The organism is Cellvibrio sp. ATLC23, from assembly GCF_057196725.1.
In genome coordinates, this window is the sequence record NZ_JBXUOS010000017.1 from 1 (window position 1) to 25950 (window position 25950).

24 protein-coding genes are annotated in these 25950 nt (G+C 46.9%); 11 read left to right on the forward strand and 13 right to left on the reverse strand.

What is annotated here, in order from left to right:
- The first annotated feature begins 218 nt into the window (after positions 1-218).
- Genes AC2CG4_RS19675 through rimI form a run of 3 tightly spaced genes read left to right on the forward strand, consistent with a single transcriptional unit; the run spans position 219 to position 3063 of the window.
- A complete protein-coding gene (locus AC2CG4_RS19675) occupies positions 219-1769 on the forward strand; it encodes a 2-isopropylmalate synthase (protein ID WP_484487886.1) in 1551 nt (516 codons plus the stop codon).
- A gap of 7 nt (positions 1770-1776) precedes the next feature.
- Entirely contained in the window at positions 1777-2535 is a 759-nt protein-coding gene (locus AC2CG4_RS19680) for a hypothetical protein (RefSeq protein WP_484487887.1), read from the forward strand.
- A gap of 42 nt (positions 2536-2577) precedes the next feature.
- Positions 2578-3063: a ribosomal protein S18-alanine N-acetyltransferase gene (gene rimI, locus AC2CG4_RS19685; RefSeq protein WP_484487888.1), complete on the forward strand. Its 486-nt coding sequence runs from the start codon at positions 2578-2580 to the stop codon at positions 3061-3063.
- Positions 3064-3076: 13 nt separating this feature from the next.
- Here the strand turns inward: rimI and AC2CG4_RS19690 are convergent, their stop codons facing one another.
- Together AC2CG4_RS19690 and AC2CG4_RS19695 are read right to left on the reverse strand one after the other, a co-directional pair.
- Positions 3077-3616 carry a response regulator transcription factor gene (locus AC2CG4_RS19690; protein ID WP_484487889.1) on the reverse strand — a complete coding sequence of 180 codons (540 nt, stop codon included), beginning with the start codon at positions 3614-3616 and terminating at the stop codon, positions 3077-3079.
- Complete coding sequence (locus AC2CG4_RS19695; protein ID WP_484487890.1) at positions 3613-4926, reverse strand: ATP-binding protein; 1314 nt, start codon at positions 4924-4926, stop codon at positions 3613-3615. The genes AC2CG4_RS19690 and AC2CG4_RS19695 overlap by 4 nt, the downstream gene beginning before the upstream one ends.
- Positions 4927-5124: 198 nt before the next feature.
- Here AC2CG4_RS19695 and AC2CG4_RS19700 point away from each other — a divergent pair, with 198 nt between their 5' ends.
- The 4 genes from AC2CG4_RS19700 to AC2CG4_RS19715 all read left to right on the forward strand — a co-directional run bounded on the left by AC2CG4_RS19700 (position 5125) and on the right by AC2CG4_RS19715 (position 9137).
- Positions 5125-6483: an MATE family efflux transporter gene (locus AC2CG4_RS19700; protein WP_484487891.1), complete on the forward strand. Its 1359-nt coding sequence runs from the start codon at positions 5125-5127 to the stop codon at positions 6481-6483.
- Between the two features lie 111 nt (positions 6484-6594).
- Positions 6595-8172 (forward strand): peptide chain release factor 3, encoded by a 1578-nt coding sequence (locus tag AC2CG4_RS19705; protein WP_484487892.1) that lies wholly within the window; start codon positions 6595-6597, stop codon positions 8170-8172.
- A 5-nt stretch (positions 8173-8177) separates the two neighbouring features.
- Entirely contained in the window at positions 8178-8507 is a 330-nt protein-coding gene (locus tag AC2CG4_RS19710; RefSeq protein ID WP_484487893.1) for a hypothetical protein, read from the forward strand.
- A gap of 69 nt (positions 8508-8576) precedes the next feature.
- Entirely contained in the window at positions 8577-9137 is a 561-nt protein-coding gene (locus AC2CG4_RS19715; protein ID WP_484487894.1) for a hypothetical protein, read from the forward strand.
- 91 nt (positions 9138-9228) lie between these two features.
- Here AC2CG4_RS19715 and AC2CG4_RS19720 read toward each other — a convergent pair whose 3' ends face one another.
- Positions 9229-10365 (reverse strand): TonB family protein, encoded by a 1137-nt coding sequence (locus AC2CG4_RS19720; protein ID WP_484487895.1) that lies wholly within the window; start codon positions 10363-10365, stop codon positions 9229-9231.
- Positions 10366-10674: 309 nt separating this feature from the next.
- Between AC2CG4_RS19720 and AC2CG4_RS19725 the strand changes: the two genes are divergently transcribed.
- Together AC2CG4_RS19725 and AC2CG4_RS19730 are read left to right on the forward strand one after the other, a co-directional pair.
- Positions 10675-11361, forward strand: a complete 687-nt coding sequence (locus AC2CG4_RS19725; RefSeq protein ID WP_484487896.1) for a cyclic nucleotide-binding domain-containing protein — start codon at positions 10675-10677, stop codon at positions 11359-11361.
- A 91-nt stretch (positions 11362-11452) separates the two neighbouring features.
- A complete protein-coding gene (locus AC2CG4_RS19730; protein ID WP_484487897.1) occupies positions 11453-12127 on the forward strand; it encodes a flagellar brake protein in 675 nt (224 codons plus the stop codon).
- A gap of 67 nt (positions 12128-12194) precedes the next feature.
- Here AC2CG4_RS19730 and AC2CG4_RS19735 read toward each other — a convergent pair whose 3' ends face one another.
- Complete coding sequence (locus AC2CG4_RS19735; protein WP_484487898.1) at positions 12195-13064, reverse strand: hypothetical protein; 870 nt, start codon at positions 13062-13064, stop codon at positions 12195-12197.
- A 1463-nt stretch (positions 13065-14527) separates the two neighbouring features.
- Between AC2CG4_RS19735 and AC2CG4_RS19740 the strand changes: the two genes are divergently transcribed.
- Positions 14528-14953, forward strand: coding sequence for an ExbD/TolR family protein (locus tag AC2CG4_RS19740; protein ID WP_484487899.1), 426 nt, complete (start codon positions 14528-14530; stop codon positions 14951-14953).
- A 75-nt stretch (positions 14954-15028) separates the two neighbouring features.
- Here the strand turns inward: AC2CG4_RS19740 and AC2CG4_RS19745 are convergent, their stop codons facing one another.
- The 8 genes from AC2CG4_RS19745 to AC2CG4_RS19780 all read right to left on the reverse strand — a co-directional run bounded on the left by AC2CG4_RS19745 (position 15029) and on the right by AC2CG4_RS19780 (position 23700).
- Positions 15029-15553, reverse strand: coding sequence for an aminoacyl-tRNA deacylase (locus AC2CG4_RS19745; RefSeq protein WP_062060246.1), 525 nt, complete (start codon positions 15551-15553; stop codon positions 15029-15031).
- 343 nt (positions 15554-15896) lie between these two features.
- The gene (locus AC2CG4_RS19750; protein WP_484487900.1) at positions 15897-17180 is read right to left on the reverse strand and encodes an aspartate aminotransferase type Ic; all 1284 of its coding nucleotides are present in this window, start codon (positions 17178-17180) and stop codon (positions 15897-15899) included.
- 126 nt (positions 17181-17306) lie between these two features.
- Positions 17307-19253: a M48 family metallopeptidase gene (locus AC2CG4_RS19755; RefSeq protein ID WP_484487901.1), complete on the reverse strand. Its 1947-nt coding sequence runs from the start codon at positions 19251-19253 to the stop codon at positions 17307-17309.
- Between the two features lie 136 nt (positions 19254-19389).
- Positions 19390-19983, reverse strand: a complete 594-nt coding sequence (locus tag AC2CG4_RS19760; protein WP_484487902.1) for a LemA family protein — start codon at positions 19981-19983, stop codon at positions 19390-19392.
- Positions 19984-20126: 143 nt separating this feature from the next.
- Positions 20127-20732 carry a BON domain-containing protein gene (locus AC2CG4_RS19765; protein ID WP_484487903.1) on the reverse strand — a complete coding sequence of 202 codons (606 nt, stop codon included), beginning with the start codon at positions 20730-20732 and terminating at the stop codon, positions 20127-20129.
- A complete protein-coding gene (locus tag AC2CG4_RS19770) occupies positions 20732-21316 on the reverse strand; it encodes an SIS domain-containing protein (protein WP_484487904.1) in 585 nt (194 codons plus the stop codon). Before AC2CG4_RS19770 ends, AC2CG4_RS19765 begins: the two co-directional genes overlap by 1 nt.
- A 65-nt stretch (positions 21317-21381) precedes the next feature.
- A complete protein-coding gene (locus tag AC2CG4_RS19775; protein ID WP_484487905.1) occupies positions 21382-21786 on the reverse strand; it encodes a YraN family protein in 405 nt (134 codons plus the stop codon).
- A 24-nt stretch (positions 21787-21810) separates the two neighbouring features.
- Positions 21811-23700, reverse strand: a complete 1890-nt coding sequence (locus AC2CG4_RS19780; protein WP_484487906.1) for a penicillin-binding protein activator — start codon at positions 23698-23700, stop codon at positions 21811-21813.
- 84 nt (positions 23701-23784) lie between these two features.
- On the opposite strand from AC2CG4_RS19780, the gene rsmI reads away from it, so the two are divergent.
- Positions 23785-24639: a 16S rRNA (cytidine(1402)-2'-O)-methyltransferase gene (rsmI, locus tag AC2CG4_RS19785; RefSeq protein WP_484487907.1), complete on the forward strand. Its 855-nt coding sequence runs from the start codon at positions 23785-23787 to the stop codon at positions 24637-24639.
- 80 nt (positions 24640-24719) lie between these two features.
- Here rsmI and AC2CG4_RS19790 read toward each other — a convergent pair whose 3' ends face one another.
- Positions 24720-25676 carry a DMT family transporter gene (locus tag AC2CG4_RS19790; protein ID WP_484487908.1) on the reverse strand — a complete coding sequence of 319 codons (957 nt, stop codon included), beginning with the start codon at positions 25674-25676 and terminating at the stop codon, positions 24720-24722.
- Between the last annotated feature and the right edge of the window lie 274 nt (positions 25677-25950).

Consider the following 25950-nt stretch of genomic DNA (forward strand, 5'->3'; position numbering starts at 1 on the left):
TCAAGCTTCTAATACTAAAAACGCCCTGTAGAATTATCTGCAGGGCGTTTTTTTTTGATTTTCGCTTTTCGAAAATTTATTGCTTTTAAGTTGGGTTTATTTTTAGCTCTTGTTTTATTTCCTTTGAAATGTACCTACCGGGCCGATTGAGCTCTCGTTAATACTTATTGCTTTTGTATTCATCTATAATTACCAAAATTTCTCTCGAGTAAGTAGCGATGACTCAAAAAGATAAACTTTTAATTTTTGATACAACTTTGCGTGATGGCGAGCAAAGCCCCGGTGCGTCGATGACGCGCGACGAGAAAGTGCGCATTGCAAAGATGTTAGAGAAGATGCATGTCGATGTCATCGAGGCGGGATTTGCAATTGCCAGCCAAGGCGACTTTGAGTCAGTGCGAGCTGTTGCTGAAGTGATTAAAGACTCAACGGTTTGCAGTTTGGCGCGTGCAGTTAAGGGTGATATAGAGCGCGCGGGTGAAGCGATTAAACCTGCAAACTCAGGCCGTATTCATACGTTTATCGCAACCTCTCCAATTCATATGAAATACAAGCTGCAAATGGAGCCGCCCAAAGTATTGGAGCAGGCAGTTGCGGCGATTAAATTAGCGCGTCAATTTACCGATGATGTTGAGTTTTCTCTCGAAGATGCCAGCCGTTCCGAATTTGATTTTATGTGTCGCATCATTGAATCGGTTATTAATGCCGGTGCGCGCACTATTAATTTACCGGATACGGTCGGTTACGGTGAGCCTGGCGAATATGGATTGTTATTTCGCCGTTTGATCGAGGCGATCCCCAATTCAGATAAAGCAATTTTTTCCACCCATTGTCATAACGATCTCGGTCTGGCCGTAGCAAATTCACTTTCTGCGGTCATGCACGGTGCGCGACAAGTTGAGTGCACAATTAATGGCTTGGGTGAGCGTGCTGGGAATGCTGCATTGGAAGAAATTGTAATGGCAGTTAAAACACGCAAAGATTTAATGCCTGTTGAGACACAAATTGATATTAGCCACATTGTTCCTACATCGCGCTTGGTGTCCAGTATTACCGGTTTCCCAGTGCAGCCTAATAAAGCCATTGTTGGTGCAAACGCATTTGCACACGAATCAGGTATTCATCAGGACGGCATTTTAAAGCATCGTGAAACCTATGAAATTATGCGTGCAGAAGATGTGGGCTGGAACACCAATAAATTAGTGTTAGGCAAACACTCTGGTCGTGCTGCAGTCAAGGCGAGGTTTGAAGCGCTGGGTATTAGTTTTGCGGATAACGATGCACTCAATGCTGCTTTTGTAAAATTTAAAGATTTGGCCGATAAAAAACACGAAATTTTTGATGAAGACCTACAGTCACTCGTCAGTCATACCCATTCTCACACTGTGGTGGATGTATATGAGTTGGGTGAGATGGAAGTGGTGTGTAAAACTGGCCAGAGCCCTCGCGCAAGAGTCGAAGTAAAAATTGATGGTAAATCTGTAGCGGCTGAAGCGATTGGTTCGGGTCCGGTTGATGCGACGTTTAAAGCGATCGAAAGTTTGGTCAAGAGTGGTTCGAATTTAAAACTCTACTCAGTGAATGCGATTACTCAAGGCACTGATTCGTTGGGTGATGTAACCGTGCGCTTGGAGCACGATGGTCAAATTGTAAATGGGGTTGGTGCTGATACGGATATTGTCACTGCATCAGCAAAAGCTTATTTGCATGCGCTTAATTTGCTCAGTGCACATGCGGCTAAAGCGCATCCGCAGCGCGACGGCATCTGAGCTGATTATGAATGAGTTGCAGCGGCAAGCTTACTTATCTGCGCTCGGCATAGAAAACTATGCCCCGCGCTGGTTATTGCCTTCTGCACCTGTATCTGTTGCCTGTATGATGCCGGTGTTTGATATTCCTGTCGTCGATCCAGTGGCAACAATAGCGCCTTCTATGACGACTGCAATTGATTGCCGTATAGAAAGTAATAATTCGGCCTCTGAGTTATTAACGACGATTGTCGATATAAAAGAACCCAAAAAAGCGCCTTTAGCAATCAATGCGGCGGCGATTCTGCAGCAGTTAGAAGAAAAAAAAGCGCCTGTCGTCCAACCTTTTTCACTGAGTGTGTATCGGCCGCAAGCGGGTTTTTTAATTGTCGATACTCGAAATACGGCCTTGGCATTGCCGACAGAATTACTGCTCAATAATCTTTTGCGCGCTCATTTAAAAGCGAGTCAATTTACACTGGCGGAAGAGACTTTACGCTGGCCGATGATTGAAAATCGCTTTGTATCGCGCACAGAAGAGGATGCGCGCAATGAATTGCAGACCTGGCTTGCGGTAGAAAATGAATTGCGACCTATTCAGACACTATGGTTAATGGGCGATAATGCTGCGCGTTACTGGTTGGAACCTGACTGTGATTGGTCAGCAGTATGTTGGACAATTCAATCTATCAACGATTTACCGCTACAGGCGTTGATTTTACCTAGCCTTAATCAGTTGCTACAAAATCCCGCGCAAAAATCCAAGTTATGGGCTTGTTTGCCATAATTTACTCCTGCATCAATTGCTGCTTATTTTGAAGTTAATGTCATGACTGAAGATCTTTCTCTGGTGTGCGAAACCTATACGGGCATGACACTAGATTTTCGCCTAATTACCGCTGTGGATATTCCGCAAGTAATGCTGTTGGAGCGCAGTGCGCATTCACACCCGTGGCGACAATCCAGTTTTGAAGATTGTTTGAATGGCAGGCAAAAGTGTTGGTTGGCAGAACATAAGGGTATTTTAGTGGGTTATGTGGTTGTTACCCATGGCGGTGGTGATGCAGAGTTATTGAATATTTCTGTTGCGCCTAATTATCAGCGCAAAGGAATAGGTCAAATCTTGCTATCTCATGCGGTGAATTGCGTAAAAGAAAAAGCGGACATGTTATTTCTGGAAGTGCGTAGATCTAACCGTAAGGCGATTGCACTTTATGAGCGTGAAGATTTTTTTGAAGTCGGCCAGCGCAAAAATTATTATCCAACAGCAAATGGCCACGAAGATGCCATCTTGATGGCGCGACAGCTTTTGTAGACAGCTTATCTTGTTATTGTTTTACCGGCCGCTTGTGTAATTTGCGTTGCAGTGTGCGGCGATGCATACCTAGCGCTCTCGCGGTGGCTGAGATATTGCCATCATTTTCCCGCAGTATTTTTTGTATGTGTTCCCACTCTAAGCGATCAATCGAGAGCGGAGCGTAGGTCGTCTCGGTGGTGGTCGATGATTTTTGTTCGCCGAAGGCCGCCAGAATTTCATCGGCATCCGCCGGTTTGCACAAATAATTTACTGCGCCCAGTTTTACCGCTTCTACGGCGGTTGAAATACTGGAGTAGCCAGTCAACATCACAATTGCCATATCGGGCTGACGTAATTTTAATTCGCGAATTAGTTGTAAGCCGGAATCATTACCCAGTTTTAAATCGATAATTGCCCGTGTAAATACAGTGTTGCTTGTTAATTGTAGTGCCTGAGCTGCATTGCTGCCCGATTGTGTTGAAAAGCCGCGTCTTTGCAATACGCGCTCAAGCATGCCCGCCAGAGTAGGGTCGTCATCGATAATTAGAAAATCTGTGGTGGTCGTACTCATAGTGTATCTGGCTCAATAGATGTCCCACGCATGATGGGTAAAGTGAGTTTTGTAATGGTGCCGCGCGGTGTTCGATTGTGAAGTGATACAGTGCCACCATAGCGATTAATCGTCGCTTGCGTGAGCAGCAAACCAATACCTAGCCCTTTGGTTTTGGTGGAGATAAACGATTTTCCGAGATGAGCGGTGACTTCTTCAGCAATACCTGCACCCATATCTTTAATTATCCAGATAAGTTGTTGTTCGTCCCAATTGATCTCAATCTCGATCTCTTGCGGGCTGGCATCGGCAGCATTGTTTAACAAATTAACAATGGCCTGCGCGATAGTGGGATGAAACTGCGCGCAAATATCGGCGTTGGTGTTGTGATCAGCAAAATGAATACGGGCAATCACATCCGGGCGCATAATTTTCCAGCGTTCAATTACGCTCGTGCAGTAAATATCAATTTGTTCGCTAGGCAATTGTCCATCTTTAGTGTGTTCTGCAGTAGCGACTAATTCGCGCAAGGTGTTAGCGCACTGATTTACCTGGTTTTGTAAAAGTTTTAAGTCGTTTTGCAGCGGCTCCAATTGCTGGTATTCAGTGCGCAATTCGCTAAGCAAAAGTTTCATGGTTGATAAAGGGGTGCCCAGTTCATGGGCAGTTCCCGCCGCGAGAGTGGCAACTGCCATGACCTGCTCATCGCGTAACTGATCTTCACGCCAGCGATTTAATTGCGCTTCTTGAGCGCGCAGGTCGCGTGCCATTTTCACAATAAAATAGGTAATCAAACAGGCGCTGATAAAAAAGTTCAACCACATGCCCATCACATGCAGGTTGATAGAGTTGTCGGCTTGATGATGGTGTGGCGAGAGGATTGGCAAAGGGATGTGAAAAAATAATAACAGCGAATAACTCAACACACTCACGCCAGCAATCGCCAGGGTGTAAGTGCCACTCAAGGTTGCCGCGCAAATACAAATAGGCACCAGAAAATAAGACACAAAAGGATTGTTCGCGCCGCCACTAAAATAAAACACGCCGCTTAAGCAGCCTAAATCCACCAATAGCTGGATAAAAAATTCCAGCGGGGCGACTGGCAAGGGTTTGCGGAGGCGCATAAACGTAAGCAGATTGACGCCGGTTAAAATCACTAGCGCGGTAAGAATTTCGCTAAACGGTAGATTGACCGTGCCATCCCACAAAAAAATTACCACCGCAATGCCAAGGCAAATCAAAATCAGTGTGCGGATAATCACCCAGTAGCCCAGATGCTGCGCGTGATCGGCCAGTGTAAAAGGAGGATTGATGATGTTTTTCTTAGGCATTAGCAACCGATACGTCAGCAGGGATTAGTATGTGATTATAGCGAACTGAGATGACGTAAACCGTTAATCAACCATATCGGCGGTGCGACACATTGTCGCGCTTGGTTATTGCTTGGGCAGGGCGCGGTGAGGGGACTGGTGTATACTGCACGCCGTTTTTTGATCATATTTTTCTGGTTACAACATCCGGCAGTGTTTATGGCAACCCCCTTACAAGCAACTCTCACCGAAGGACGGGTCTCTGAACAGCTAAAAATCCTCGCGTTGCCACTGGTTTGGGGCTTGATGGCGACCATGTCGCTCAATGCGATAGAAACTTTTTTTATCGCTCAGTTAGGGCGTGAACCGCTCGCCGCGCTCAGCTTTACCTTTCCTGTGATTATGGTGCTCACCAGCTTAGGGATTGGCTTGGGGGCGGGCACTTCATCGGCGGTAGCCAGAGCAATCGGCGAGGGTGATTCGAACAAGGCGCGCCGGCTCGCTACTGATGCCATGAGCCTGACCTTTATCATTTCCGCCAGCGTCTGTTTACTGGGCTGGCTCACTCTCGAACCACTGTTTTTTGCATTGGGCGCAACGCCGGATTTAATTCCATTGATTCGCTCTTACATGTCTATTTGGTATTTCAGTGCGCCCTGTTTACTGGTGCCCATGGTGTGTTTGTCGGCGCTGCGTGCAATGGGAATGAGTCAGGTGCAAGGGTATTTAATGGGTGGCGCTGCATTACTGAATGTGATGCTCGATCCTATTTTGATTTTTGGCCTGTTTGGCTTTCCCGAATTGGGATTACAGGGCGCGGCGCTGGCCACTCTAATTACTCGGGTATTGATGCTGGTGGTGGCGCTGTATATTTTGCACGCGCGCGTACATATGCTGGTCAATCCATTTTTGCCCTGGGAAAAGTTAAAACATTCTTGGATGACGATTGTAGAAGTCGGGCTACCCGCAATGGTTGCCAATGTAATTATTCCCTTTGCGAGCGCGATTGTGGTCGCGATGGTAGCGGCTTATGGCACAGATGCGGTGGCCGCATTGGGTATTGCTATGCGTATCGAGCCGCTGGCGTTAATTGTGTTTTATGCGCTCTCCGGTGTGGTCGGGCCTTTTTTCGGGCAAAACTTTGGCGCAGGCAAATTAGAGCGGCTATATGACGCGCTGCGAGTGCTCACGGTTTTTTGTTTGGTATTTGGTTTGTTGTTGGCATTAATTCTTGGTGTGTTTGGAGCCGAAATCGCCGGAGTGTTTGGCGGTCACGCCGAAGTAGTTACCATCACTGCAACCTATTTAATGATTGTGCCAATCAGCTACGGCGCCTATGGTTTGGTGATGGCTGTTAATGCCGCGTTTAATGGATTAGGTCATCCTTGGCCGGCGATGATTATCTCGGCCGGACGGGTACTTTACGTGTATCTACCGCTCGCATGGTTGGGGCAGTATTGGTGGGGCATCACGGGTCTTTTCATCGCCACTGCACTGGCTAATTTTTTGCTCGGCCTCTGGGCATGGTTGTGGCTGCGCAAGCATATTCAGCAGCAGACGGCTTCTGCCGAGCCATAGTACGCTAATAATTCTCCCCCGGCGTTAGCCACTAAGTGAGCGCCCGCAGGGTATAATTCCCGCACTTTTCTTTTCATCTTTTTATTCTTTGTCTTTTAACGCGATATTTTTATGATTAATTTAACTGCTGAGCTTGCCAAGCGTCGCACCTTTGCGATTATTTCCCACCCGGATGCCGGTAAAACCACGGTGACGGAAAAGTTATTGTTGTGGGGTAATGCCATTCAATTAGCCGGTTCGGTTAAGGGCAAACGCGGCCCCCATGCCAAATCAGACTGGATGACCATGGAGCAAGAGCGTGGAATTTCGGTAACCTCATCGGTGATGCAGTTTCCCTACAAAGACCGCATCGTCAATTTGCTCGATACCCCCGGCCATGAAGATTTCTCGGAAGATACTTATCGCACACTCACTGCAGTGGACTCGGTATTGATGATGATCGACGGCGCCAAAGGTGTTGAAGATCGCACCATCAAATTGATGGAAGTGTGCCGTCTGCGCGACACGCCAATTTTAACTTTCATCAACAAAATGGATCGCGAAAGCCGCGATGCCGTTGAGTTGCTCGATGAAATTGAAAGTGTATTAAAAATCACTGCTGCACCGATTAACTGGCCCTTGGGCAGCGGCAAAGAATTTGTCGGCGTTTACAATTTTTACACCGATGTCATTCACGTTTATCAGCAGGGTATGGGGCACACCATTCCCGATGATATCCAAATTAAAGGTTTGGATAGCGATGAAGCGACTAAATTGTTGGGCTCCTATGCGCAGGATGTGCGCGACCAAATTGATTTTGTGCGCGGTGCAACTAATCAATTTGATTTAGAAGAATATCTTGCCGGGCGAATGACGCCGGTATTTTTTGGTACGGCCTTGGGTAACTTTGGTGTGCGCGAAATGCTCGATGGTTTTGTCGAGTGGGCGCCAACACCGCGCGCGCGCGCTACCCATGAGCGTGTTGTTGAACCGAGTGAAGAAAAATTTAGCGGATTTGTGTTTAAAATCCAGGCCAACATGGACCCTAAACATCGCGACCGTATTGCCTTTATGCGTATCTGTTCCGGCACCTATTCGCAGGGCATGAAAATGAAGCACGTGCGTTTGGGCAAGGATGTAAAAATCGCCGATGCGGTGACCTTTATGGCGGGCGATCGCAGTGCGGTCGAAGAGGCAATTGCGGGGGATATTATCGGCCTGCACAATCACGGTACGATTCAAATTGGCGATACTTTTACTGAAGGTGAAGGTTTGAAATTCACTGGTATTCCGCACTTCGCGCCAGAATTATTTCGCCGTATACGCCTGAAAGATCCGCTTAAAATGAAACAGTTGCAAAAAGGTTTGCAGCAGTTGTCAGAAGAGGGATCTACGCAAGTATTTTTCCCAGTTAATAACAATGACATTGTTGTGGGGGCGGTTGGTGTGCTGCAGTTTGAGGTGGTTGCTTACCGGTTGAAAGATGAATACAAAGTTGAAGCGATTTATGAGCCGGTGAATGTGACCACCGCGCGCTGGTGCGATTGTACCGACTTCAAAAAACTGGAAGAGTTTAAACGTAAGTGTGCTGAAAATTTGGCATTGGATGGCGGCGGTCATCTCACTTATCTCGCGCCATCGCGGGTGAACTTATCGCTCACTCAAGAGCGTCACCCCGAGGTGGTCTTCCGGGCAACTCGCGAGCATTAATATTTATGCTAGTGTTTATTGGCACATTGGTAGTATTTCTAGGTGTAATAGGTGTTTTGCTTTGGGTAAAAACACCGCACTACCAAATGAGCCGGGCAGACTTGATACGGCTCCTGCAAAACATTTTGGTGGGGCAGGCAAGTGAAAACGACTGGGCGATTTTTTTATCCTCGTCCTTTCGTCACTGCCCTGAGCTAGAGCCATTTCGCGATGCTTGCGTCGCTATAGATGAAAAGGAATATCTTGGCCACACCCGCACTGGTTTTTTGTTAAGCGAGAAGGGCTTGGCACAAATTCGCTGGATTCTGGAAGAAGTCAACGCGCTGGATTGCTAAGGTGAGTGTTAGCGAGAGTCTACTCAGCTATACTCAGCCTATTCATTATTAATCAAAACAGGTTCTGCCTTGACCGCAACTTCCGATAATAAGGATCTTATTTGGGATCTGGATGCCTTTAACCAACGCCAGCGTGCGGTGGATTTTGTTATGGGGTTTGAAAACAAACTCTGTGTTTATTCCAGCTCGGTAGATCAACTCTACACTAACTACAATATTTTTTTTCCTAAAGAAGAAGATAGAAAGTTGGTGATTTTGCCTAATCCTTATATGCCGCACGATACGTTTAACGGCATACCTTCTAATGCGGTGACACCCACAGGGATGGAAATTATCCCCGGCGTCTATCAATCTCGCCCCTGTTTGTTTTTGCGCATTCCTTTTCGCAGTGGCACTGTTAAGTATCGCGCGGTACCGCTGCAAATGGGCTTGAGTATTGTTCGTCAAAAGCTGCCACCCCATAAACCCTTTTTGCCGGTGTTGATGAAAGGGGATTTGCGTGAGTTAGATGCCTCAACCCCATGTTTACATTTGCATGCAATCCATGTGGATCGCTTAATTGAACATTCGACATTGGAGCGCAACGGGATTCATAAGGTAATCGACCAGCGCTTGCGGCAGTTGAGCTAAGCCTTGCAGTTAACTCGATATCATAAAAAAGCCACCGCATTGGGTGGCTTTTTTACACATGCGATTTTGCTCTGCGAAGAGCTGTGAACATCTATTCTGGTAATGCCCAGCGCATGGGTACAGTAAACTCGAATCTCGCACCTGCTATTTCTACCGGTAATGGAGGGAACGGCGCTGAGCGTTGAATTGCATCAAGGGCTTCTTTGTTTAGCATGTCAAACTTACTGCTCTCCAAAAGATTGGAGCTAAGCACGTTGCCTTGACGATCGATCACAATTGCAACCCGCAAGCTTCCTGCTTGCCCTCGATCCAATGCTCGCTGTGGGTATCTGGTTTTGCTACGAATTTTTTTGATGGCATCTGAAACATAAAATTGACGAGCTAATAATGTTTGCGCGGTTAATGCGGGGCCTTCCTCTTCATCTTCTTCCGCTAGGGTTGCAGCAACTGGTTTCGCGGCGGCACTGCTGGTTGCTGCCACAGTTGCAACAGATGAGGCTTTTTCTGCTTGAGTGGTTGGAATAGGGATGTTCAACGTTGGTTTTTCAATAGTCGGTACATCAAACTTGGGTACTTCGGGCTTTGCTACTACAGCAGTTTCTGTTTTCGCTTTTGCTGAAGACTTAGCTGAAGAGGCCTCTGCAGTTTTTACTTCAACTTGAGTGCCGGTCCAGGCTTTAATTTCTGCCGTACGTGCTGCAGTTGTCGACATAGCACTGTAACGGCCGCGTAAACCTGCATCCACATCACCGACTTTGAGCAAGCTGTCGCGATAATCAGAAGACAGAGGAATCTTTCCTATCCAGGTCGACAAAAGCATGGAAAAAAATTCGTTGTCGCCAATATTGCCAAGCAGAACACCGTTGACGGTGACATCCACGCCTTTGCCTGGGTTGTTAGTAAAGCTAATGAAATCATTTTTTTGGAAGCGGCCTTTAAATAAGCCATCAAACTTCACCATGTTGTCAGCCTGAGCAGTGAGTACATCTACCTTGCTGTTCACTGCCATACCTTCGATCCACATGCGGCTAAAGCGGCGGGTGGTCAATCCATCTGGAGCAACAATTTTTAACTCCATGCGCATAGGTTGGGCACTGTTCATTAGTGTCTCTGCATCATTACTGAGTGATTCAGAATAGAGTGCGCCAATAAATACTTCTTGGCCCAACTCCTGATGCACGCCAATACCATTGAGCATGGGCTCGGCACGGGCGATCTGGCATAACATAAGTAATACGATACTGGTGAGAACTCGGAATAGATGGTTGAAGCGCATAGTCTTGCTACTCTCTATACTTTTAGGGACTTTGTGGTTTTAGTTTAGTTTATTGTCCAGTCTTTAGGCTGAATGTTGATGGTACAACCCAGATATCATATAGAAAAAAAGCACTGGAGCGTACATCAGTGATAATTTGACTTATAGTTGTTATATGAATTTTCAGTAGTATCATACCTGCAGGAGTTTTTGAGACGGGAAAACTCATGCCAGCCTGTTTGCCTCAGGGGCATTAATAAAAACATATATTACGAGTAGATGATGGAAACGAAACCTCTGCATAAGGTACCTAGAGAGACGTTAGAACACTTATTATCGGGTATCCCATTCTTTAAATCTGTTAGGCAGCAGGACTTGAAGCAATTTGAATTGTTGCTGCAAGCTTCGCGTATTGTTTCCTTTGTTCCTGGAGAAATTGTTCTGCAAAAAGGCGATACGGGTAATTGGCTCTATTTTTTACTCAAAGGAAAATTAGCGGTTTATGTGGATCAGGCATTACAAGGTGACTTGATAAACTATGTGACACCGGGAGAAGTGTTTGGGGATTTGGCGCAACTGATGGGGCAAGCGCGGACGGCAACGGTAATTGCTGACCCGGCCGCGAAAGAGTCGATGGTGCTAGCATTGGATTTCAATGTGTTTGGACCATTAAACTCTGTGTCCCCAATATCTCGGCAAACCAAGCTCACTTACTATCGTAATACCGCGCACAATCTACGCTGGAAGCTAGAAGTTTATCGATCCCAGCATTTACAGCATGAGTTGGCCAATAAGCATCGACAAATAAAGTTATATATTGGCCCCAAGGACACATTGGAAGAGTTGGTGTCGCTACATGAACAATCCCAAGCCTTGGCATCGCTGCTGCTGGAATGGAATAAAGAGTTCGGTGTGTTATCGGCAGAAACCTTAAATCAAAACCGACATATATCAGAGTCTGAGCACTAGATTAGCAACTGTTCCTCGCTATTACAGCAATCCTGTCATCTGCTGCTACACTGCTTCAAATAACAACTTAATAATTGGCGTAGTTGCAGCGATGAAATTTGAAGAACTCAAACTCACCTATGGTTACCCATTGCAATTGCAAACTGCTGCTGTGGCAGGGCAAATCGAGCGCTTTTCTTGCCGTTTGATTGGATGTTTGCCTGGGCGAAGCGTCTTACTCTCAGTGCCTAAGCAGGCCGGAAAACTAATTAAGTTCCGGGCGGGGCAGAAATTAGTTGTACGCTTTATGATTGATAATGGTATTGGCGTTTTTGCTGGTGCTGTTGAGAGTCAAACCCAAGATCCATACCCAATTTTGCATCTTAGTTACCCTGACGCCGTAACCTTTAAGGGGATTCGTGGTGCGACCCGTGTTGCTGTCCGCGAAAAAATTGACGTTACCAATATTAGCAGCGAGGGAAAAACAAAAGTGTCTGGTTTTATATCTGATATGAGTATCAGTGGCACCAGAATAGAATTGGGTGACGACATTGCCGAAATTGGGGATACACTTGAGTTGAAAGCGCAGGTGAGCATTCGCGACGTAAGGCAAGAGCTAACCTTAATTGGCGTGATTCGGTCTCGTGTTGATCCGACGGATAATCTTGCAGATGGAGCGTTGGTTAGTTATGGCTTGGAGTTCGTGAGCCAGTCAAATGAGCAGCGCCTGATAATGTATGCATATGTATTTAATCAAATGGTGTTGCAGGAGAATTCAGTTCCATAGCTTTTCTTTGTGTAGCACTAACAATAAAAAAGGCACCCGAAGGTGCCTTTTTTATTGGTGCTTGGAATTAAGCGGCAGCTACAGGAGCAGCAGCTTTTGGCTTGCGGCCACGTTTAGCTGGTGCGGTACCAGCTGGCTTTTTAGCGGCTACTTTTTTTACAGCAACTTTCTTAGCAGCTGGCTTTTTGGCTGCTGCTTTCTTAGCAACTGGCTTTTTAGTAGCTACTTTTTTTACAGCAACTTTCTTAGCGGTTGGCTTTTTTGCGGCAACTTTAGCTTTAGCTGCAGTTTTCTTGGCGGCAGCTTTTGCTTTAATTGCAGCTTTTTTGGCAGCGATTTTAGCTTTAGCTGCAGCTTTCTTAGCGGCAGCTTTGGTTTTTAAAGCAGCTTTCTTAGCGGCAGCTTTAGCTTTAACAGCTTGTTTCTTAGCAGCTAATTTAGCTTTGGTAGCAGCTTTCTTAGCTGCTAACTTGGCTTTAGCAGCCGCTTTTTTCTCAGCTACTTTGCTTTTTGCAGCAGCTTTCTTAGCTGATGCTTTCGCGCGTTTAGCAACAGCAGCTTCTGCTTTTGCAACTGCTTTGTCATGAGCCGCAGCAAGTTTGGCAGCAGCTTTAGCAGCAGCAGCTTCTTTCTTGGCAGTAACAACTTTTGCTTTAGCAGCAGCAGCTTCTTTCTTAGCAGAAGCAACAACTGCCTTGGCAGCAGCAACTTGTTTCGCAGCGGCTGGGGTTTTTTTCTTGGCAGCGGCAGCCAATTTACTTTGCGCAGCTTTCAATGCAGCAGTTGCTTTTGCCGCATCTTTTACCAAACCTGCAACAGCTTTACCGGCATCAGCCGCTTGAGCTGCGCGAGCTTTTGTCAGTTGCGCTTTCAGTTGAGCCAATTGCTGTTCTAAACTTGCAACAGTATTAACAGCGGTTTGTTTACGTGCAGCCATGGTGTGCTTCCTTTATAGTTTTCGAAAAGTCGATAAATGGATTAAAAAGTCCAACATGTATAAGTTAAAACTTTATTAAAAAAATTCAAGTTTTTTGCGTTAAATAGTCAATAAAAATGTGCTTTTTTGATGAATTTAAGTGAAAAAATGTCTTTTCCTGAAAATTCGGGAAAGTTTTTATGGTTGTTTCGTTCTGTATTAGAAAATTTTAGTCATACAACCTCGGTTCTTTTTTGTTGTTGCAAAGGGCAACATTTATTTTCGTGCGATATTTTTAAAGCTTTTTCAGGTTGTGTTGAGGTTCTAAATGGCTATTGTATTTTTTGTTTGGAATGCGGTTCAGGCATGTTATTGCTAAGTGAGATAGGTCCGTAACTTAATGTAAACCCACTGAGTAAATATTAATTCGACCGTTATCGGAAATGGTTTAGGTGCGTGTTTCAGGTGGTGGGATGTTGTTTATGCATAATTTCAGATTGCATTGTCAGATAGCTTTGTATTTTTGCCGTTCGAGCCATGCATAAGTTGATTTATCTAGCATTGAGATAACGAAAATCGTCTTTAGGGCAATTCCACATGAATTGCTATAAGAGCAGAGGTATTTGTAGCGAATGTTGGCTGGTTTTTTTGGTGGATATGTTTTGTTGTGCAAATGGTTTGCTGTCAACGGGAGTGTTAGGGGGGCATCGCTTCGGCGTTAAGTTTGGCTTAGCGTTGGCTGCTTAACTCAAACTATATTTATTTGACGTGATGGCCGCGATGCTAAATGCTCATGCAATCGGGCATTGTGAGGATGAGAGCTTTGCGGTAAATGAGGTTAGGTGAATGAACTTTTATTGCAGCAAGGTCAGACGTTATGTTGTTCAATGAAATTGCAACAGGTGTGGCGTTGTTAAGGTGAAGAGAAATTCGATCTGGCAGTGCGCTCGTGTTGCGATAGGAACCGTTGCGTACTTGATTGGCTCCAATGTTTCTAATTTTGATGTTTCGGCTCAATATTGTTTCGCGAGGGAGCTTGTGTAGTGCAATGCTTTTTACCAAGTGAATGCAGCAAATTATTTTTTGGTGCGCTGGGTAACAGTTTTAGGTCTGATGCCTGTGTGTGGGAAAAACTTTGTTGCGCCATGAGCCCTTTGCCGCTGACATGGGGATTAATATTGGCGGCTTATTCGCTGTAGACTAGATCTATTTAGGGATGCTAACTAAAGTAATGAGCTGGGCGCCTTCTCTTTGCGCCCCTCGTGTAGGGGTGACTGGTTTTTGACGTTTGGGCTTGTTTTGAAGGGATGCTCATTGTTTGGTCAATAAGTGAGCTTGCAGCTTGAGTGGCCTGAATATTTCACGTAAATTCACTGTGCTGGCCGGACAAAGGGTTGGTTTTTGCTTTAGCAAAACTGCTAGAATTCATGCTTTACCCCCCCAGACTTATTATAACGTTCTACATAACACGAGGAGTTCCCACAGTGAGCCGCAGAAAAAAGAACCGTGCTGGCGATGATACTAATGAGATTGACCTGACGCCCATGCTCGATGTGGTGTTCATTATGTTGATCTTCTTTATTGTGACGGCATCTTTTGTAAAGGAGATCGGGATTAACCCTAATGTCCCTGAGCCAAACCCTAATGAGCCGCCACCAAATGCAGATCCCAATATTCTGGTGCGCATCTCTGCTGATGATCAAATTTGGCTGTTGGAGAAAGAGGGTGAGCGTCGTATTGACGTTCGCGCTGTGCGCTCCAACATTGAACGTTTGCGCGCTGAGTTGCCCAAAGCTGCTGTAATTATTCAGGCAAGTGGTGCGGCTAATACCGGCGTTTATGTGACGGTTGCCGATGCTGCCCGTGCCGCGAATGCACCTAGCGTGGTATTGGTGCCTATGAAGGACTAATGGTTGACTCTATGCCATGAAAAACCGCCTGGTGACAGGCGGTTTTTTTATGCTCGTCAATTGGTTGTTGTGTAACTAAAGTTCGTATTCGTGGCGTATGTATTTCTTGGGGAGGGTGCTAAACCGGGTGCGTTCAGCACTGAAGTGATCGTGTAGCTTGTTTTGCATCAATTGGACAAAGTCGGGTTGTTTCAGGCGGATAAGATGGCGATGGTCACCTGCTTCGATATAAATTTCTTCCACGCCCAGCAGCTCCTCGTCCCAAATTACGTCAAGGCCATAGGCCTCACCTAATGCGGGGATTGCCCCTTCGGCGCAGTCTTTAAATATTTCAATCAACTCCTCTTCATCAACTAGCTCCATGTGACGATCAAAAATTTGGTTCAGCGTGTGGCGGAGGATCTTATTGCGCGTTGGCAATATACAAAGTGTGTAATGGAAATCTTCATCACGTAACAGTACGCCTTTGGCAAGGCAGTGATCATCGATTCGGGCAACACGTGCAGTGTTGTATGACCCTTCACAATAATCGTGTTCCAGTAGCGTGAAGTTGATTTGTTTTGCTTTTAAATATTTTTCTACAGTAGCAGCAACACCCATACTTATATCTCCTGTGGCGAAACGCGCAGAGAAAAGGGTTGAACACTATTTCTTACAGTCATAACCAATAGTTAATACGCATCGGATCCATAAATAGTTAAACAAATGAATTGATAGCGCCATTAGTAATTAACTGCTGGTTAATTGGAGTATAGAAAGGATTCAAAAAGATGCGCCAAGTGTTTTGGAATTAATCGCGATTTGTTAGAACTGATTGTTGTGAGGCCGGGGTGCTGAAGTAAAGCTGAACTGCTGTGACTTGCAGGGCAATAATATATAAGCAATAAAGCAAAAAGCCGCTGTAAAAGCGGCTTTTTGTTATTTGGCGATTAGCTGTGGGCAATTAGCTGATGCTGGCTAGTTGCTGTTTTACCGATGCCAATTTTACGCAGGTTACGAATACTTCCATTGCGCCAACAACTTCAGGCACTGTGGGTACTGAAGGTGCGATACGAATATTGCGATCTTCAGGGTCTTTGCCGTAGGGATAGGTTGCACCTGCAGGTGTTAATTTCACGCCTGCTTCTGCTGCGAGGCGAACTGTTTCTTTTGCGCAATTTTTGCGTGTATCAAAAGAAACAAAATAACCGCCAACGGGTTTTTCCCATGCGCCTAAATCAGTGCCATCGAATGCTTTGCTTAATGCTGTGAGTACTGCATCAAAACGTGGATTCAACAATGCGGCGTGTTTACCCATATGTGCCATCAATGCTTCTTTGTTTGGCAGCAAGCGAGTGTGGCGGATTTGATTTACTTTGTCCGGGCCAATAGTGCAGCTGTTCAAAAACTTTTTGAAACCGGCAAGGTTGGCGGCGCTAGCAGCAACAAAAGCAACACCTGAACCGGCGTGAGTGATTTTTGAGGTTGATGCAAATTGCACAACTGAATCTTCAGTGCCGTTGCGACGAGTTGCTTCTAGGATGCTTGCCAGCTGTGGTGCGTTGGCGGTCAGGTCGTGAACTGAGTAGGCGTTGTCCCAGAAGACACGGAAGTTAGCACTGGCGATTTGGCCGAGTTTGGCGATGCGCTCAACAGTTTCATCGCTATACACCACACCGGTAGGGTTAGAGTATTTGGGTACACACCACATGCCTTTAATGGACTTGTCGGCTTTGAGCAATGTTTCAACCGCATCCATATCCGGGCCGGTAGAGGTCATGGGCACATTGATCATCTTGATGCCGAGTTGCTCGCACACGGTGTAGTGGCGGTCATAACCGGGAACTGGGCAGATAAACTTTACTTCGCCTTCGTTTTTCCAGGCGCTTGCAGCATCCTTCAAGCCGAATTGATAAGCGGTCAGCATCATTTGGAACATCAGGGTCAAACTGGAGCTGCCGCCTACCAATACGTTGGCTGGTTCAACACCCATGATATTAGCGCCCAATTGTTTGGCTTCGGGCAAACCGTCGAGGCCGCCGTAGTTGCGGGTATCGGTGCCGTCAGCAGCGATGTAGTTGCCCTTCAACAAACCATCCAGTTCATCTGACAGATTCAATTGCTCTGCCGAGGGTTTACCGCGAGTTAAATCCAGGTTGAGTTTTTTGGCGAGGATAGCCTGATATTGTTCAGTCAGTTGGCTTTCCCATTCGCGCAATTGCGCTACAGATGCGTTGTCCAGTTGCAAGGCGAGTACCTCAGTTTGGTTGGCGAAGTTCTTTAGGGGTGCAAATTAAGTATTGCGAATTAAGTGCGGCGCATTATAACCGGTCAGACCCTCATTGTTGTAGAGCGTTTGCTTGCAAATACACACTTACTGATTCATTCGGGGAATGAGTGGCGGTATGGGGCAGTCGAGGCTATCGGCGATTGCGCGAAACACCTCTGCCTCGATAGTTGATACCTTGCCATCATGCAAAATACATTGGCTCATGGCTTTCAATAATTGTGGCTTTTGCAGCGGTTTGATGCGGTTTAGTTGTTCCAGTGCGGTATCGGCAAGTGGCAGTTTAATCTGGTTGCGCGGTAAAAGTTCAAGCTCGGGAAAATTCAGGATAGCAGCAGCTTGGGAAAATGCTGCCTTGGCTTCTGCCTCACTTGCTGCACCCGCGAAGGCGAGCAGTGAGAGCAATAATTGACATTCATTTTGCAGGTCGCGCAAATTTTGTTTGCGAATTTGTTGGGTGTGAGTGCGGGTGTTGTGCAGCACTATGCGATAAATCGCCCATTCCATCAGGCTGACTTTATTGTCGGCGCGAATTAATAAGTGCACACAATTCATAAACGTATTTTGCTGATCTGCCGACAACTGTTTTAGTGCACTTAAACACAATTCGATTAAGGGCAGGCGCAGGCTTGCATCCACATCGGCAGCGCTGGTGACTATATGTGTTAAGCCATTTACATCGGCTGGCGATAAATGTTCGCTCAGCAATGTGAGTTGCTGCTGGCGCAATTCGCTGTGGCGATCCAGCAATAATCCAAAAATGATTCCGCGTGCGCTGAAGGGTTCTTGGGTTGCAGCTTTTAAATACGGCGGTATTTCGGCGATGCGCTCGCGTGCATATTCGATTTGGGGTTGGCTGGGTTGTGCAATCTGATTCAGGGTTGCATCTACATCAATGGCTGCGTCGTTAGATGCTTTATCGGCTGTAGTTTCTCCAGAGCTAAAACCCATTGCGCCGGATTCGCCAAATGAAGTCTTGCTTCTTATATTACTCACCTGTGTAAATTCGCCATCCCAGTTCGGGATAATGCGTTTAATGCGATCTTCAAGTGGCGGATGTGTCGCCATTAAATTGAAAAACGATTTTACCCCCTGCCCAAAATACATATGGCTGAATTCAGCGGCATGTTCATTCTGTAATTGTGAGCCGCTGCTGCTGCCACCGATTTTTTTCAGCGCGCCCGCTATGCCATCGGGGTTGCGAGTAAATTGCACGGCAGAGGCATCGGCGAGAAATTCACGCTGGCGGCTCACGGCAGCTTTAATCAAGTTGCCAAAAAAGATTCCGCTGTAACCAACCGCTAATAAACCTAAGCCTAGCGCCAGAAGCGCGGCGGGGGAGTTATCTTTACTGGAGCGACGAATGCTGCGATTGCTCGCACTGCGCATTAAAAATTCGCCGATCAAACCGATTACTAAAATGCCGTGCAAGAGGGCAATCAATCGCATATTGATGCGCATGTCACCGTGATAAATATGGCTAAACTCATGGGCAATGACACCCTGTAACTCATCGCGACTTAATGCATGGATGCAGCCGCGAGTAATACCTATGACGGCATCCTGGGGGTGATAGCCTGCGGCAAATGCGTTAATTGCATCATCTTCAATCAGGAAAACTGGCGGGACCGCCGCGCCAGAAGCAATTGCCATTTCTTCAACTACGTTCAGTATTTTGCGCTCGTCGGCATCTTGAGTATTGCCTGATAACAGATGACCGCCCAAGGCTTCGGCGATTGCTTGGCCGCCAGCGCGCAGTTGGAAAAAGCGAAATAAACTGCCGATAAACACCACGCTGCTAACACTCAGCGCAATCCAGAGAAAGGTTTCAAAACTGAGTGCGTGAATAATTCCCTGCCACACGCCCGGTGTTGTTCCATTGGCATTGATGGAGTTTTGTTCCTGACCAAAATAAACAAAGGCCGCAAACAATAAAGTCGTAATGGCGATGAGGGTAAACACAGCCAAGATTAGCAGCAAAATCAGGTGATGGGTTTTGCGTCTGGCGCGATCCTGATGTTCGAAAAAATTCATGCGCTCAACCTATCAATGAAAAGTGAGAAAAGACTTTATATAAAGAAGGAAGACTTGGCGGGAGGTGTTGGTATTATAGGTTTGGTATTAAAAGTCTTCCTTCTATATATAGAAGGAAGACTTTTATCGTACACAGTTAAAATTGAACTTTGGGAGCCGCTTGGATCTCGGCGCTGTCGGCAAATACCAAAAGGCTTGCATCTTCACTGTGGCCAAAACTTTTCGCGAACACCACTGGCGGGAAACTTTGTTTGTAAGTGTTATAACTGGTGACTGCATCGTTAAACGCTTGGCGTGCGAAGGCGATTTTATTTTCTGTGCTGGTAAGTTCTTCGGATACCTGCATCATATTTTGTGAGGCTTTTAAATCCGGGTAGGCTTCCATCACCACATTTAATCGCCCCATAGCACTGGTCAGCAAACTCTCCGCACCGGCGAGATCGCTCATCGCAACTGCGCTACCTGGGTTGGCTGCTGCTGCTTGCAAACCATTCATTGCTTGATTGCGCGCGCTGATTACCGCTTCAAGTGTCTCGCGCTCGTGTTTGATATAGCCTTTTGCGGTTTCGATCAGGTTGGGAATTAAGTCATAGCGGCGTTTTAACTGTACTTCGATTTGCGAAAACGCGTTTTCAAAGCGGTTTTTTAAGGCAACCAATTGGTTGTAAACCCCAATCACGTAGAACACCAATACAGCAATAATCACGATAAAAATGATGGTAGAGATCATGGATGTTTCCTTTGAGTTGGGGGGAAATAAAAAACGCTTGCGTGCAGGATACTAGCAGGATGTGAAAATAATGCCAGAGGTTAGAGATAGCGGTCTGGCGCTAGTTAGGCTGGCGGCGTGATGCTGTGGGTCTGAAACGCAAATCAATCGACGTATTCAAACACTTTGACGACTTGTTTTACCCCAGCGGTATTTTGCACGACTTTGGTAATGCGATCTGCTTCATAACGCGACACTAAACCCATTAAAAATACCGTCTGCGCTTCGGTAGTAATCAAAATGCGGCGGCTTTGAATACTGCTGACGACTAATTTGGTTTTTATTTTGGTGGTAATCCAACTGTCTTTGCTGCGCGCTTTAAGGTAAGCGGCAGGACCAACAGTGAGTTCGTTATGCACTTGTCGCACGGAGTTTATTTTACCCACAGTTTCACCTGCGAGCATACGCAGTTGTTCAGTGGGGGCTTGGCCGGTTAATAAAATGATGCCATTAAAGCTGTCTATATTGATGTGTGCATCTTCAAGCTGCTGGCTCGCTTTATTCAAATTAACCCGCGCAATTGTTTCCAGTTGCTCATCATTAATTTTAGTGCCGAGGGTGCGTTTGTTGGTGCTAATTTGAATTGGTTCGCTGGTCGTGACAGTGATAATTTTGGCGCAGCCAGTAAGCGTTGCTGCAATTACAAACACCATGGCCAGCACTTTGCCCAGTTGAATCATCGCGGGGGTTATAGGGCTGGCGCTGGGCATTAGAAACCTCCAAATAATTGTTGGTCGATTAGATCGCATAAACAAAAAATACTGAGTAGGTGCACTTCATGAATACGGGGTTTGGCCACAGAGGGAACGCGAAGTTCCAAGTCACCGCGGTCGAGTAGGGAGGCAACATCACCACCGTCGCCAGCGGTCAGTGCAATCACTTGCATTTCTTTGTCGTGAGCGGCGCTAATCGCCTGCAATAAATTGCTCGTTTTACCGGTGCTGGTGAGCAGCAATAACACATCGCCAGGCTGACCTAATGAGCGAATTTGTTTGGCGTAGATGTCGTTAAAGCTATAGTCGCTACCAATTGCAGTTTGGGTGGTGAAGTCCGCACCTAAATTGAAGGACGGCAGGCTCGGACGCTCTTGTTCAAAACGATTGATGAGACTGGCCGTAAAAATTTGCGCTTGTGCTGCGGAAATACCGTTGCCGCAGGTGAGAATCTTTTTTTCGTTGAGTAGTGCCTGCACAATAAACTGGCTCGCTTGCGCGATCAGCGGGGCAAGCTCTTCACCGGCATGCATTTTTGCTTCAATACTTTCATGAAACAGGGTGATAACACGTTGATCCATAATAATTCTACTTGTTGTACAGGCTAGTGTAGCTGACTAAAACAGAGCGCCTGAGCGATTGCGCGTCAGGCACCAAATGCATTTTGAATCCATTGAATGGGTGGCGCTGTGCCGGTTTGATCCAATGCTACCACATCAAAACGACAGGCGACTTTATCAAACAGTTTGTGCTCTTGTAAAAAGCGAGTGGCGGTGCGAATGATTTTTTTCTGTTTGCGATAATCGACAGTTTCTACCGCTGGGGCAAAACGTTTGTTGGTACGCAAGCGCACTTCAACAAATACCATACAGGTCCCTTGCGCGGTTTTTTGCAACATGATCAGGTCAATTTCACCGAGTTTGCAGCGGTAGTTTTTGCTGCGCGTAATTAAACCTTGCTGGTGTAAAAAGGCTTCAGCCTGTGCTTCGGCTTGCGCTCCCATGCTAATGGTGTTGTGAGGTTCGGCATCATCCTTGTTGCGTGTAAACATCATTAATCCTCAATGTGTATTGCGTTAATATTGAATGTCATTTTGGTTGATGACCATGGGCAGTGGTTGAGCTTCGCCATTGCGAAATCTCACCCACATTTGCTCGCGCTCGATGCGTCTGTCACTCAGCATATGCAACGCGCCGGTTGCGCCGTAAATACGCATATCGGGTACTTGTTCCAATTGCGGTAAGCGTGCGTAAAGGCGAAATGCATCTGCGCCCAATGCATGCAAACGGCCATACACTGCAGCGGATTTTGTGTGTTGTGCAACGGCTTGTTTTTCTTTGCTGGTAGTATCAAACAACCACGGCATAGTATTAAAACGAACGCCGTTTAAATCGCGATCTGCTTTAGGGTTAGGTTGCCCCGAGTAAATTTGACTTGTGGCATACACTGGAATTTTTCCCGCGTAGTGAAAAGCAAACGTCGGTTTAATTTGGCGCGCTTGCGCTGGATCGGCGATTAAAAAAATCATATCTACATCGCTGCGGCTGCGCGGCGATGACTGCAGCGGAATGCCCAATAAGGCTTGCATTTCACGGGTGCGAATTTGGCTCTGTTCGATTTGCATTGCGTCCTTTACCAAGCGCGAGTAATTGGCTCCGGCTTGAAATTGGGTGCGGTTTACTACTGTGCCGCCCAATTGCTCCCACTCATTGGCAAATGCGCGTGCACTGCGTTCACTCCACTCTTGCGAGGGGATAATCACCATTGCTTGGCGATGCCCTTCCAAAAATGCCTGACGTGCAACTTGTCGCGCTTCATCTTCAACTGCTAAGCCAAATTGATAAAATCCTTTGAGCGGTTCTGCTGGTGGAGTATCGGGATAATTGAGCGATAACACCGGTATTTCCAGCGATGGCATCAAACTTATTTCTGTGACTTTTTCTTTATCGATAGGGCCGATAACCAGATCAGCGCCATCGGCTATAGCTTGTTGATAGGCGGCAATCACATCGACACTGCTATCGTATTGGCGCACTTCAGGTGTTTGGCGGCCATTGCCGAGGGCTTCAAAATAGGCAGCAAAAAAACCATCGCGCACTGCTTCACCGGCTTCGGCGAGCTTGCCTTGCATCGGCAGTAGTAGTGCAACTTGTCGCGGTTGTTGTTCAATCAGGCTTTGCAGTAAACGCAAATCGCTGGGCAGGTTGTTGTGCGCAGGATGCTGCCGCCACATGCTCAACCATTGCTGCAATTGTTCGCGCTGTTGTTCCAAATCTATTTGATTATTTTTATTGATCGCCGCAAGGTTGTACCAACCGCGTGCGGCTTGGCCATGTTCGTTTTCAGAGAGTTGTTGCAACTCCGCAAATGGAATGCTCATCAGATTTTGCCAGAGGGAATCCTGATTGGCTTGATACTGAACTTTATTGTCGATTAAGCCACTGAGTTGGATGCGTTCGTTAACGCTGTTTTGTGCTTCGCCCAGTAACGCAAATACCTGCGCGCGCTTTTCGCGCAATGCCACTTCAGTTTGCGGCTCCATGATTTGCCATTGTTGTTCCAAGCGCGGCTTGGTTAGAATGCCGTGCGCTAGAAAATTGGAACCCTCCTGCAGCGCGACTGTGCTGAACAAATCGGTGTGCTTGATATAGGCTTGGTCGGGCAGTTCATCGGTATTTATATCGACCAATAAATTGCGCGCACGGCTGAATTTTCCCGCATCGATATACACCTGCGCCGCCTGCAAAACCAGGCTCTCCCGCTCGGGTGATTGCGCTTGATTAGCCATCGCTAGCAGTTTGCTGGCGCTGAGGCTGGCTGGTTGGCTTTTTGCTGGAGTCTGGCTGCGGGTGGTGGGTTGGGTAGGATTGTTACCGCAACTGGCAAGATTGAGTGTCAGTGTCGCGATCGCCAATGCAATCAATGAATTTGTCGATAAAGTGCTAAACAATGGCCGTATCGGCATGAAAACCTCGGTAGAACCTGCAGTGAAGAATCAACATTTAGAGCCAGTAAGTTGGCTTGAAACCTAATTTTTTCGGAGTCCGGTATGACAACAGTAGCCTCAAACCCAGGCATTCTTTATGTCGTGGCGACCCCGATTGGCAATCTGGGCGATATGGTACCGCGAGCGGTAGAAACACTACAAACAGTAGCGCTGATTGCCGCTGAAGATACGCGACACAGTTCCCGTCTGTTGTCCCACTTTGATATCAAAACTCCCTGTATTGCCTACCACGACCATAGTGATGATACGCGGGTAGATCAGTTGGTCGCGCGCTTACAGGGCGGCGAATCCATCGCGCTGATTTCAGATGCGGGAACGCCATTGGTATCTGACCCAGGTTATCGTCTGGTGCGTTTGGCGCGCCAAGCGGGTATCCAGATCGTACCGATTCCCGGCGCTTGCGCCATGATCGCCGCCTTAAGTGCTGCCGGTTTGCCCTCGGACAGATTTGCCTTTGAAGGTTTTTTGCCCGCCAAACAAGTCGCTCGCTGTGCGCAACTGCAATCCTTGGCTGCTGACCCGCGTACGCTGATTTTTTATGAGGCGCCACATCGTATTCTGGAAACCCTGCAAGACATGGCGCAGGTGTTTGGCGCGGATCGTGAAGTGGTGATGGCGCGTGAACTGACCAAGACATTTGAAACAATAAAGGGTAATAGAGTCAGTGAGTTAGCCGCATGGGTGGAAAGTGATAGCAACCAACAGCGCGGCGAAATTGTGCTGTTGGTGCACGGTGCACCCAAGCAAGAAAACGAGGCGATGACACCAGAACAAATGCATATTATGAAAGTGTTGTTAGATGAGTTGCCGGTCAAACAAGCGGCCAGTATCGGCGCCAAGTTAACCGGGCTAAAAAAGAATTTTTTATACGATTGGGCGCTGCAGCAAAGCGAGTAATGTGACTGCTTGATTCTCCCAAAGGGGCGGTGTAAGCCATCAGATTTGAGTATTAGTAACTCGCTGGAATAGTGTTGGTATCAAAGTTGATCAGCTTCGGCCTTGACCGGTATGGCTCGGCTAAAACGTGATTTAAACGCGATGATCAAACCCGACGCTGCTACTATCGCCATGCCTACCAAGCTCATGCTGTCGGGAATGGTGCCGAACACAATCCAGCCTAATAATCCCGCCCAGATTAATTGCAAATAAGTCATGGGCGCCAACATGGAGGCTGGTGCGTGGCGATAAGCTAGGGTAAATAAGTAGTGGCCGAGCCCGCCGCTGACCCCCATGCTTAACAGCAATATCACTTCTAAGGCGCTAGGTGCGTCGTTTTCCCAAAACCAGGGTAGGGCGATACCAAATATAATCGAGCCGATGAGCGCGGTGTAAAACAGCAGCGTGATGGCCTTTTCGGTGCTGGCGAGCAGCCGGGACAACAATTGGTAAGTGGCATTGGCCGCTGCTGCCCCCAGTGCAAACATAATGCCTATCGCATCCAATCCTCCGCCAGGGCGAGCAATCAGCAATACACCGATAAACCCCGTCACTATCGCCGCCCAACCCCATGCGCCGATTTTTTCTTGCAGCATTGAGCCTGCCAATAGTGCCACGAGTGTGGGGGCGAGAAAGTTGATTGCGGTAGTCTCTGCCAGCGGCATTCGGTGCAGTGCCATGCCCATGCATAGCGAAGCAATGCATAACACCACAGCACGTGCAATCACCAGCCCGGTGCGCTGAGTGTGGATAAGTTGAGCCGAGTGGCGCGGTGCCAGAATCATGACCATCAACAAAAAATGGACGATGTAGCGCATGGCCACCACAAATGGCACGTTGTAATGAATGGTCAGGTATTTGGTGGTGCTGTCCATGCAAGAGAACAAAAATAATCCAGCGGCGGCAAGGAGAAATCCTTTAAGTGCATTGTGTTGCAGTGGTGTTGTGATATGCAGGGCTTTGGTTGGCGCGGGTTGCCCTGCAGGGGAGTTACTCATTGCTGTATTCCGATAGTGAAGCTAAATATAAATCATATTAATGATAGCAGTAATGCCAGGGGAAGATTAGCTAAAAACAGCCAAGCAAATTATTTACCTAAGCTCCAAAATTCATTTGTAGTCGTTCCAACCTGAGAGCTAATCAATGCTTTTTCGCTAATATAAATGTATGGTTCCCCTCATTGTTGCAATCACTTTTGTGACAATGAGGTGGTTTGCGCTAATGTATTCGGAGTCCTATTGGGATCGAATCCCGCTCCACGATGAGCATCCG

Coding starts and splice junctions, on each gene's coding strand:
- AC2CG4_RS19675 (WP_484487886.1), top strand. CDS start 219: ATGACTCAAAAAGATAAACTTTTAATTTTTGATACAACTTTGCGTGAT.
- AC2CG4_RS19680 (WP_484487887.1), top strand. CDS start 1,777: ATGAATGAGTTGCAGCGGCAAGCTTACTTATCTGCGCTCGGCATAGAA.
- rimI (WP_484487888.1), top strand. CDS start 2,578: ATGACTGAAGATCTTTCTCTGGTGTGCGAAACCTATACGGGCATGACA.
- AC2CG4_RS19690 (WP_484487889.1), bottom strand. CDS start 3,616: ATGAGTACGACCACCACAGATTTTCTAATTATCGATGACGACCCTACT.
- AC2CG4_RS19695 (WP_484487890.1), bottom strand. CDS start 4,926: ATGCCTAAGAAAAACATCATCAATCCTCCTTTTACACTGGCCGATCAC.
- AC2CG4_RS19700 (WP_484487891.1), top strand. CDS start 5,125: ATGGCAACCCCCTTACAAGCAACTCTCACCGAAGGACGGGTCTCTGAA.
- AC2CG4_RS19705 (WP_484487892.1), top strand. CDS start 6,595: ATGATTAATTTAACTGCTGAGCTTGCCAAGCGTCGCACCTTTGCGATT.
- AC2CG4_RS19710 (WP_484487893.1), top strand. CDS start 8,178: ATGCTAGTGTTTATTGGCACATTGGTAGTATTTCTAGGTGTAATAGGT.
- AC2CG4_RS19720 (WP_484487895.1), bottom strand. CDS start 10,365: ATGTTATGCCAGATCGCCCGTGCCGAGCCCATGCTCAATGGTATTGGC.
- AC2CG4_RS19725 (WP_484487896.1), top strand. CDS start 10,675: ATGGAAACGAAACCTCTGCATAAGGTACCTAGAGAGACGTTAGAACAC.
- AC2CG4_RS19730 (WP_484487897.1), top strand. CDS start 11,453: ATGAAATTTGAAGAACTCAAACTCACCTATGGTTACCCATTGCAATTG.
- AC2CG4_RS19735 (WP_484487898.1), bottom strand. CDS start 13,064: ATGGCTGCACGTAAACAAACCGCTGTTAATACTGTTGCAAGTTTAGAA.
- AC2CG4_RS19745 (WP_062060246.1), bottom strand. CDS start 15,553: ATGGGTGTTGCTGCTACTGTAGAAAAATATTTAAAAGCAAAACAAATC.
- AC2CG4_RS19755 (WP_484487901.1), bottom strand. CDS start 19,253: ATGAATTTTTTCGAACATCAGGATCGCGCCAGACGCAAAACCCATCAC.
- AC2CG4_RS19760 (WP_484487902.1), bottom strand. CDS start 19,983: ATGATCTCTACCATCATTTTTATCGTGATTATTGCTGTATTGGTGTTC.
- AC2CG4_RS19765 (WP_484487903.1), bottom strand. CDS start 20,732: ATGCCCAGCGCCAGCCCTATAACCCCCGCGATGATTCAACTGGGCAAA.
- AC2CG4_RS19770 (WP_484487904.1), bottom strand. CDS start 21,316: ATGGATCAACGTGTTATCACCCTGTTTCATGAAAGTATTGAAGCAAAA.
- AC2CG4_RS19775 (WP_484487905.1), bottom strand. CDS start 21,786: ATGTTTACACGCAACAAGGATGATGCCGAACCTCACAACACCATTAGC.
- AC2CG4_RS19780 (WP_484487906.1), bottom strand. CDS start 23,700: ATGCCGATACGGCCATTGTTTAGCACTTTATCGACAAATTCATTGATT.
- rsmI (WP_484487907.1), top strand. CDS start 23,785: ATGACAACAGTAGCCTCAAACCCAGGCATTCTTTATGTCGTGGCGACC.
- AC2CG4_RS19790 (WP_484487908.1), bottom strand. CDS start 25,676: ATGAGTAACTCCCCTGCAGGGCAACCCGCGCCAACCAAAGCCCTGCAT.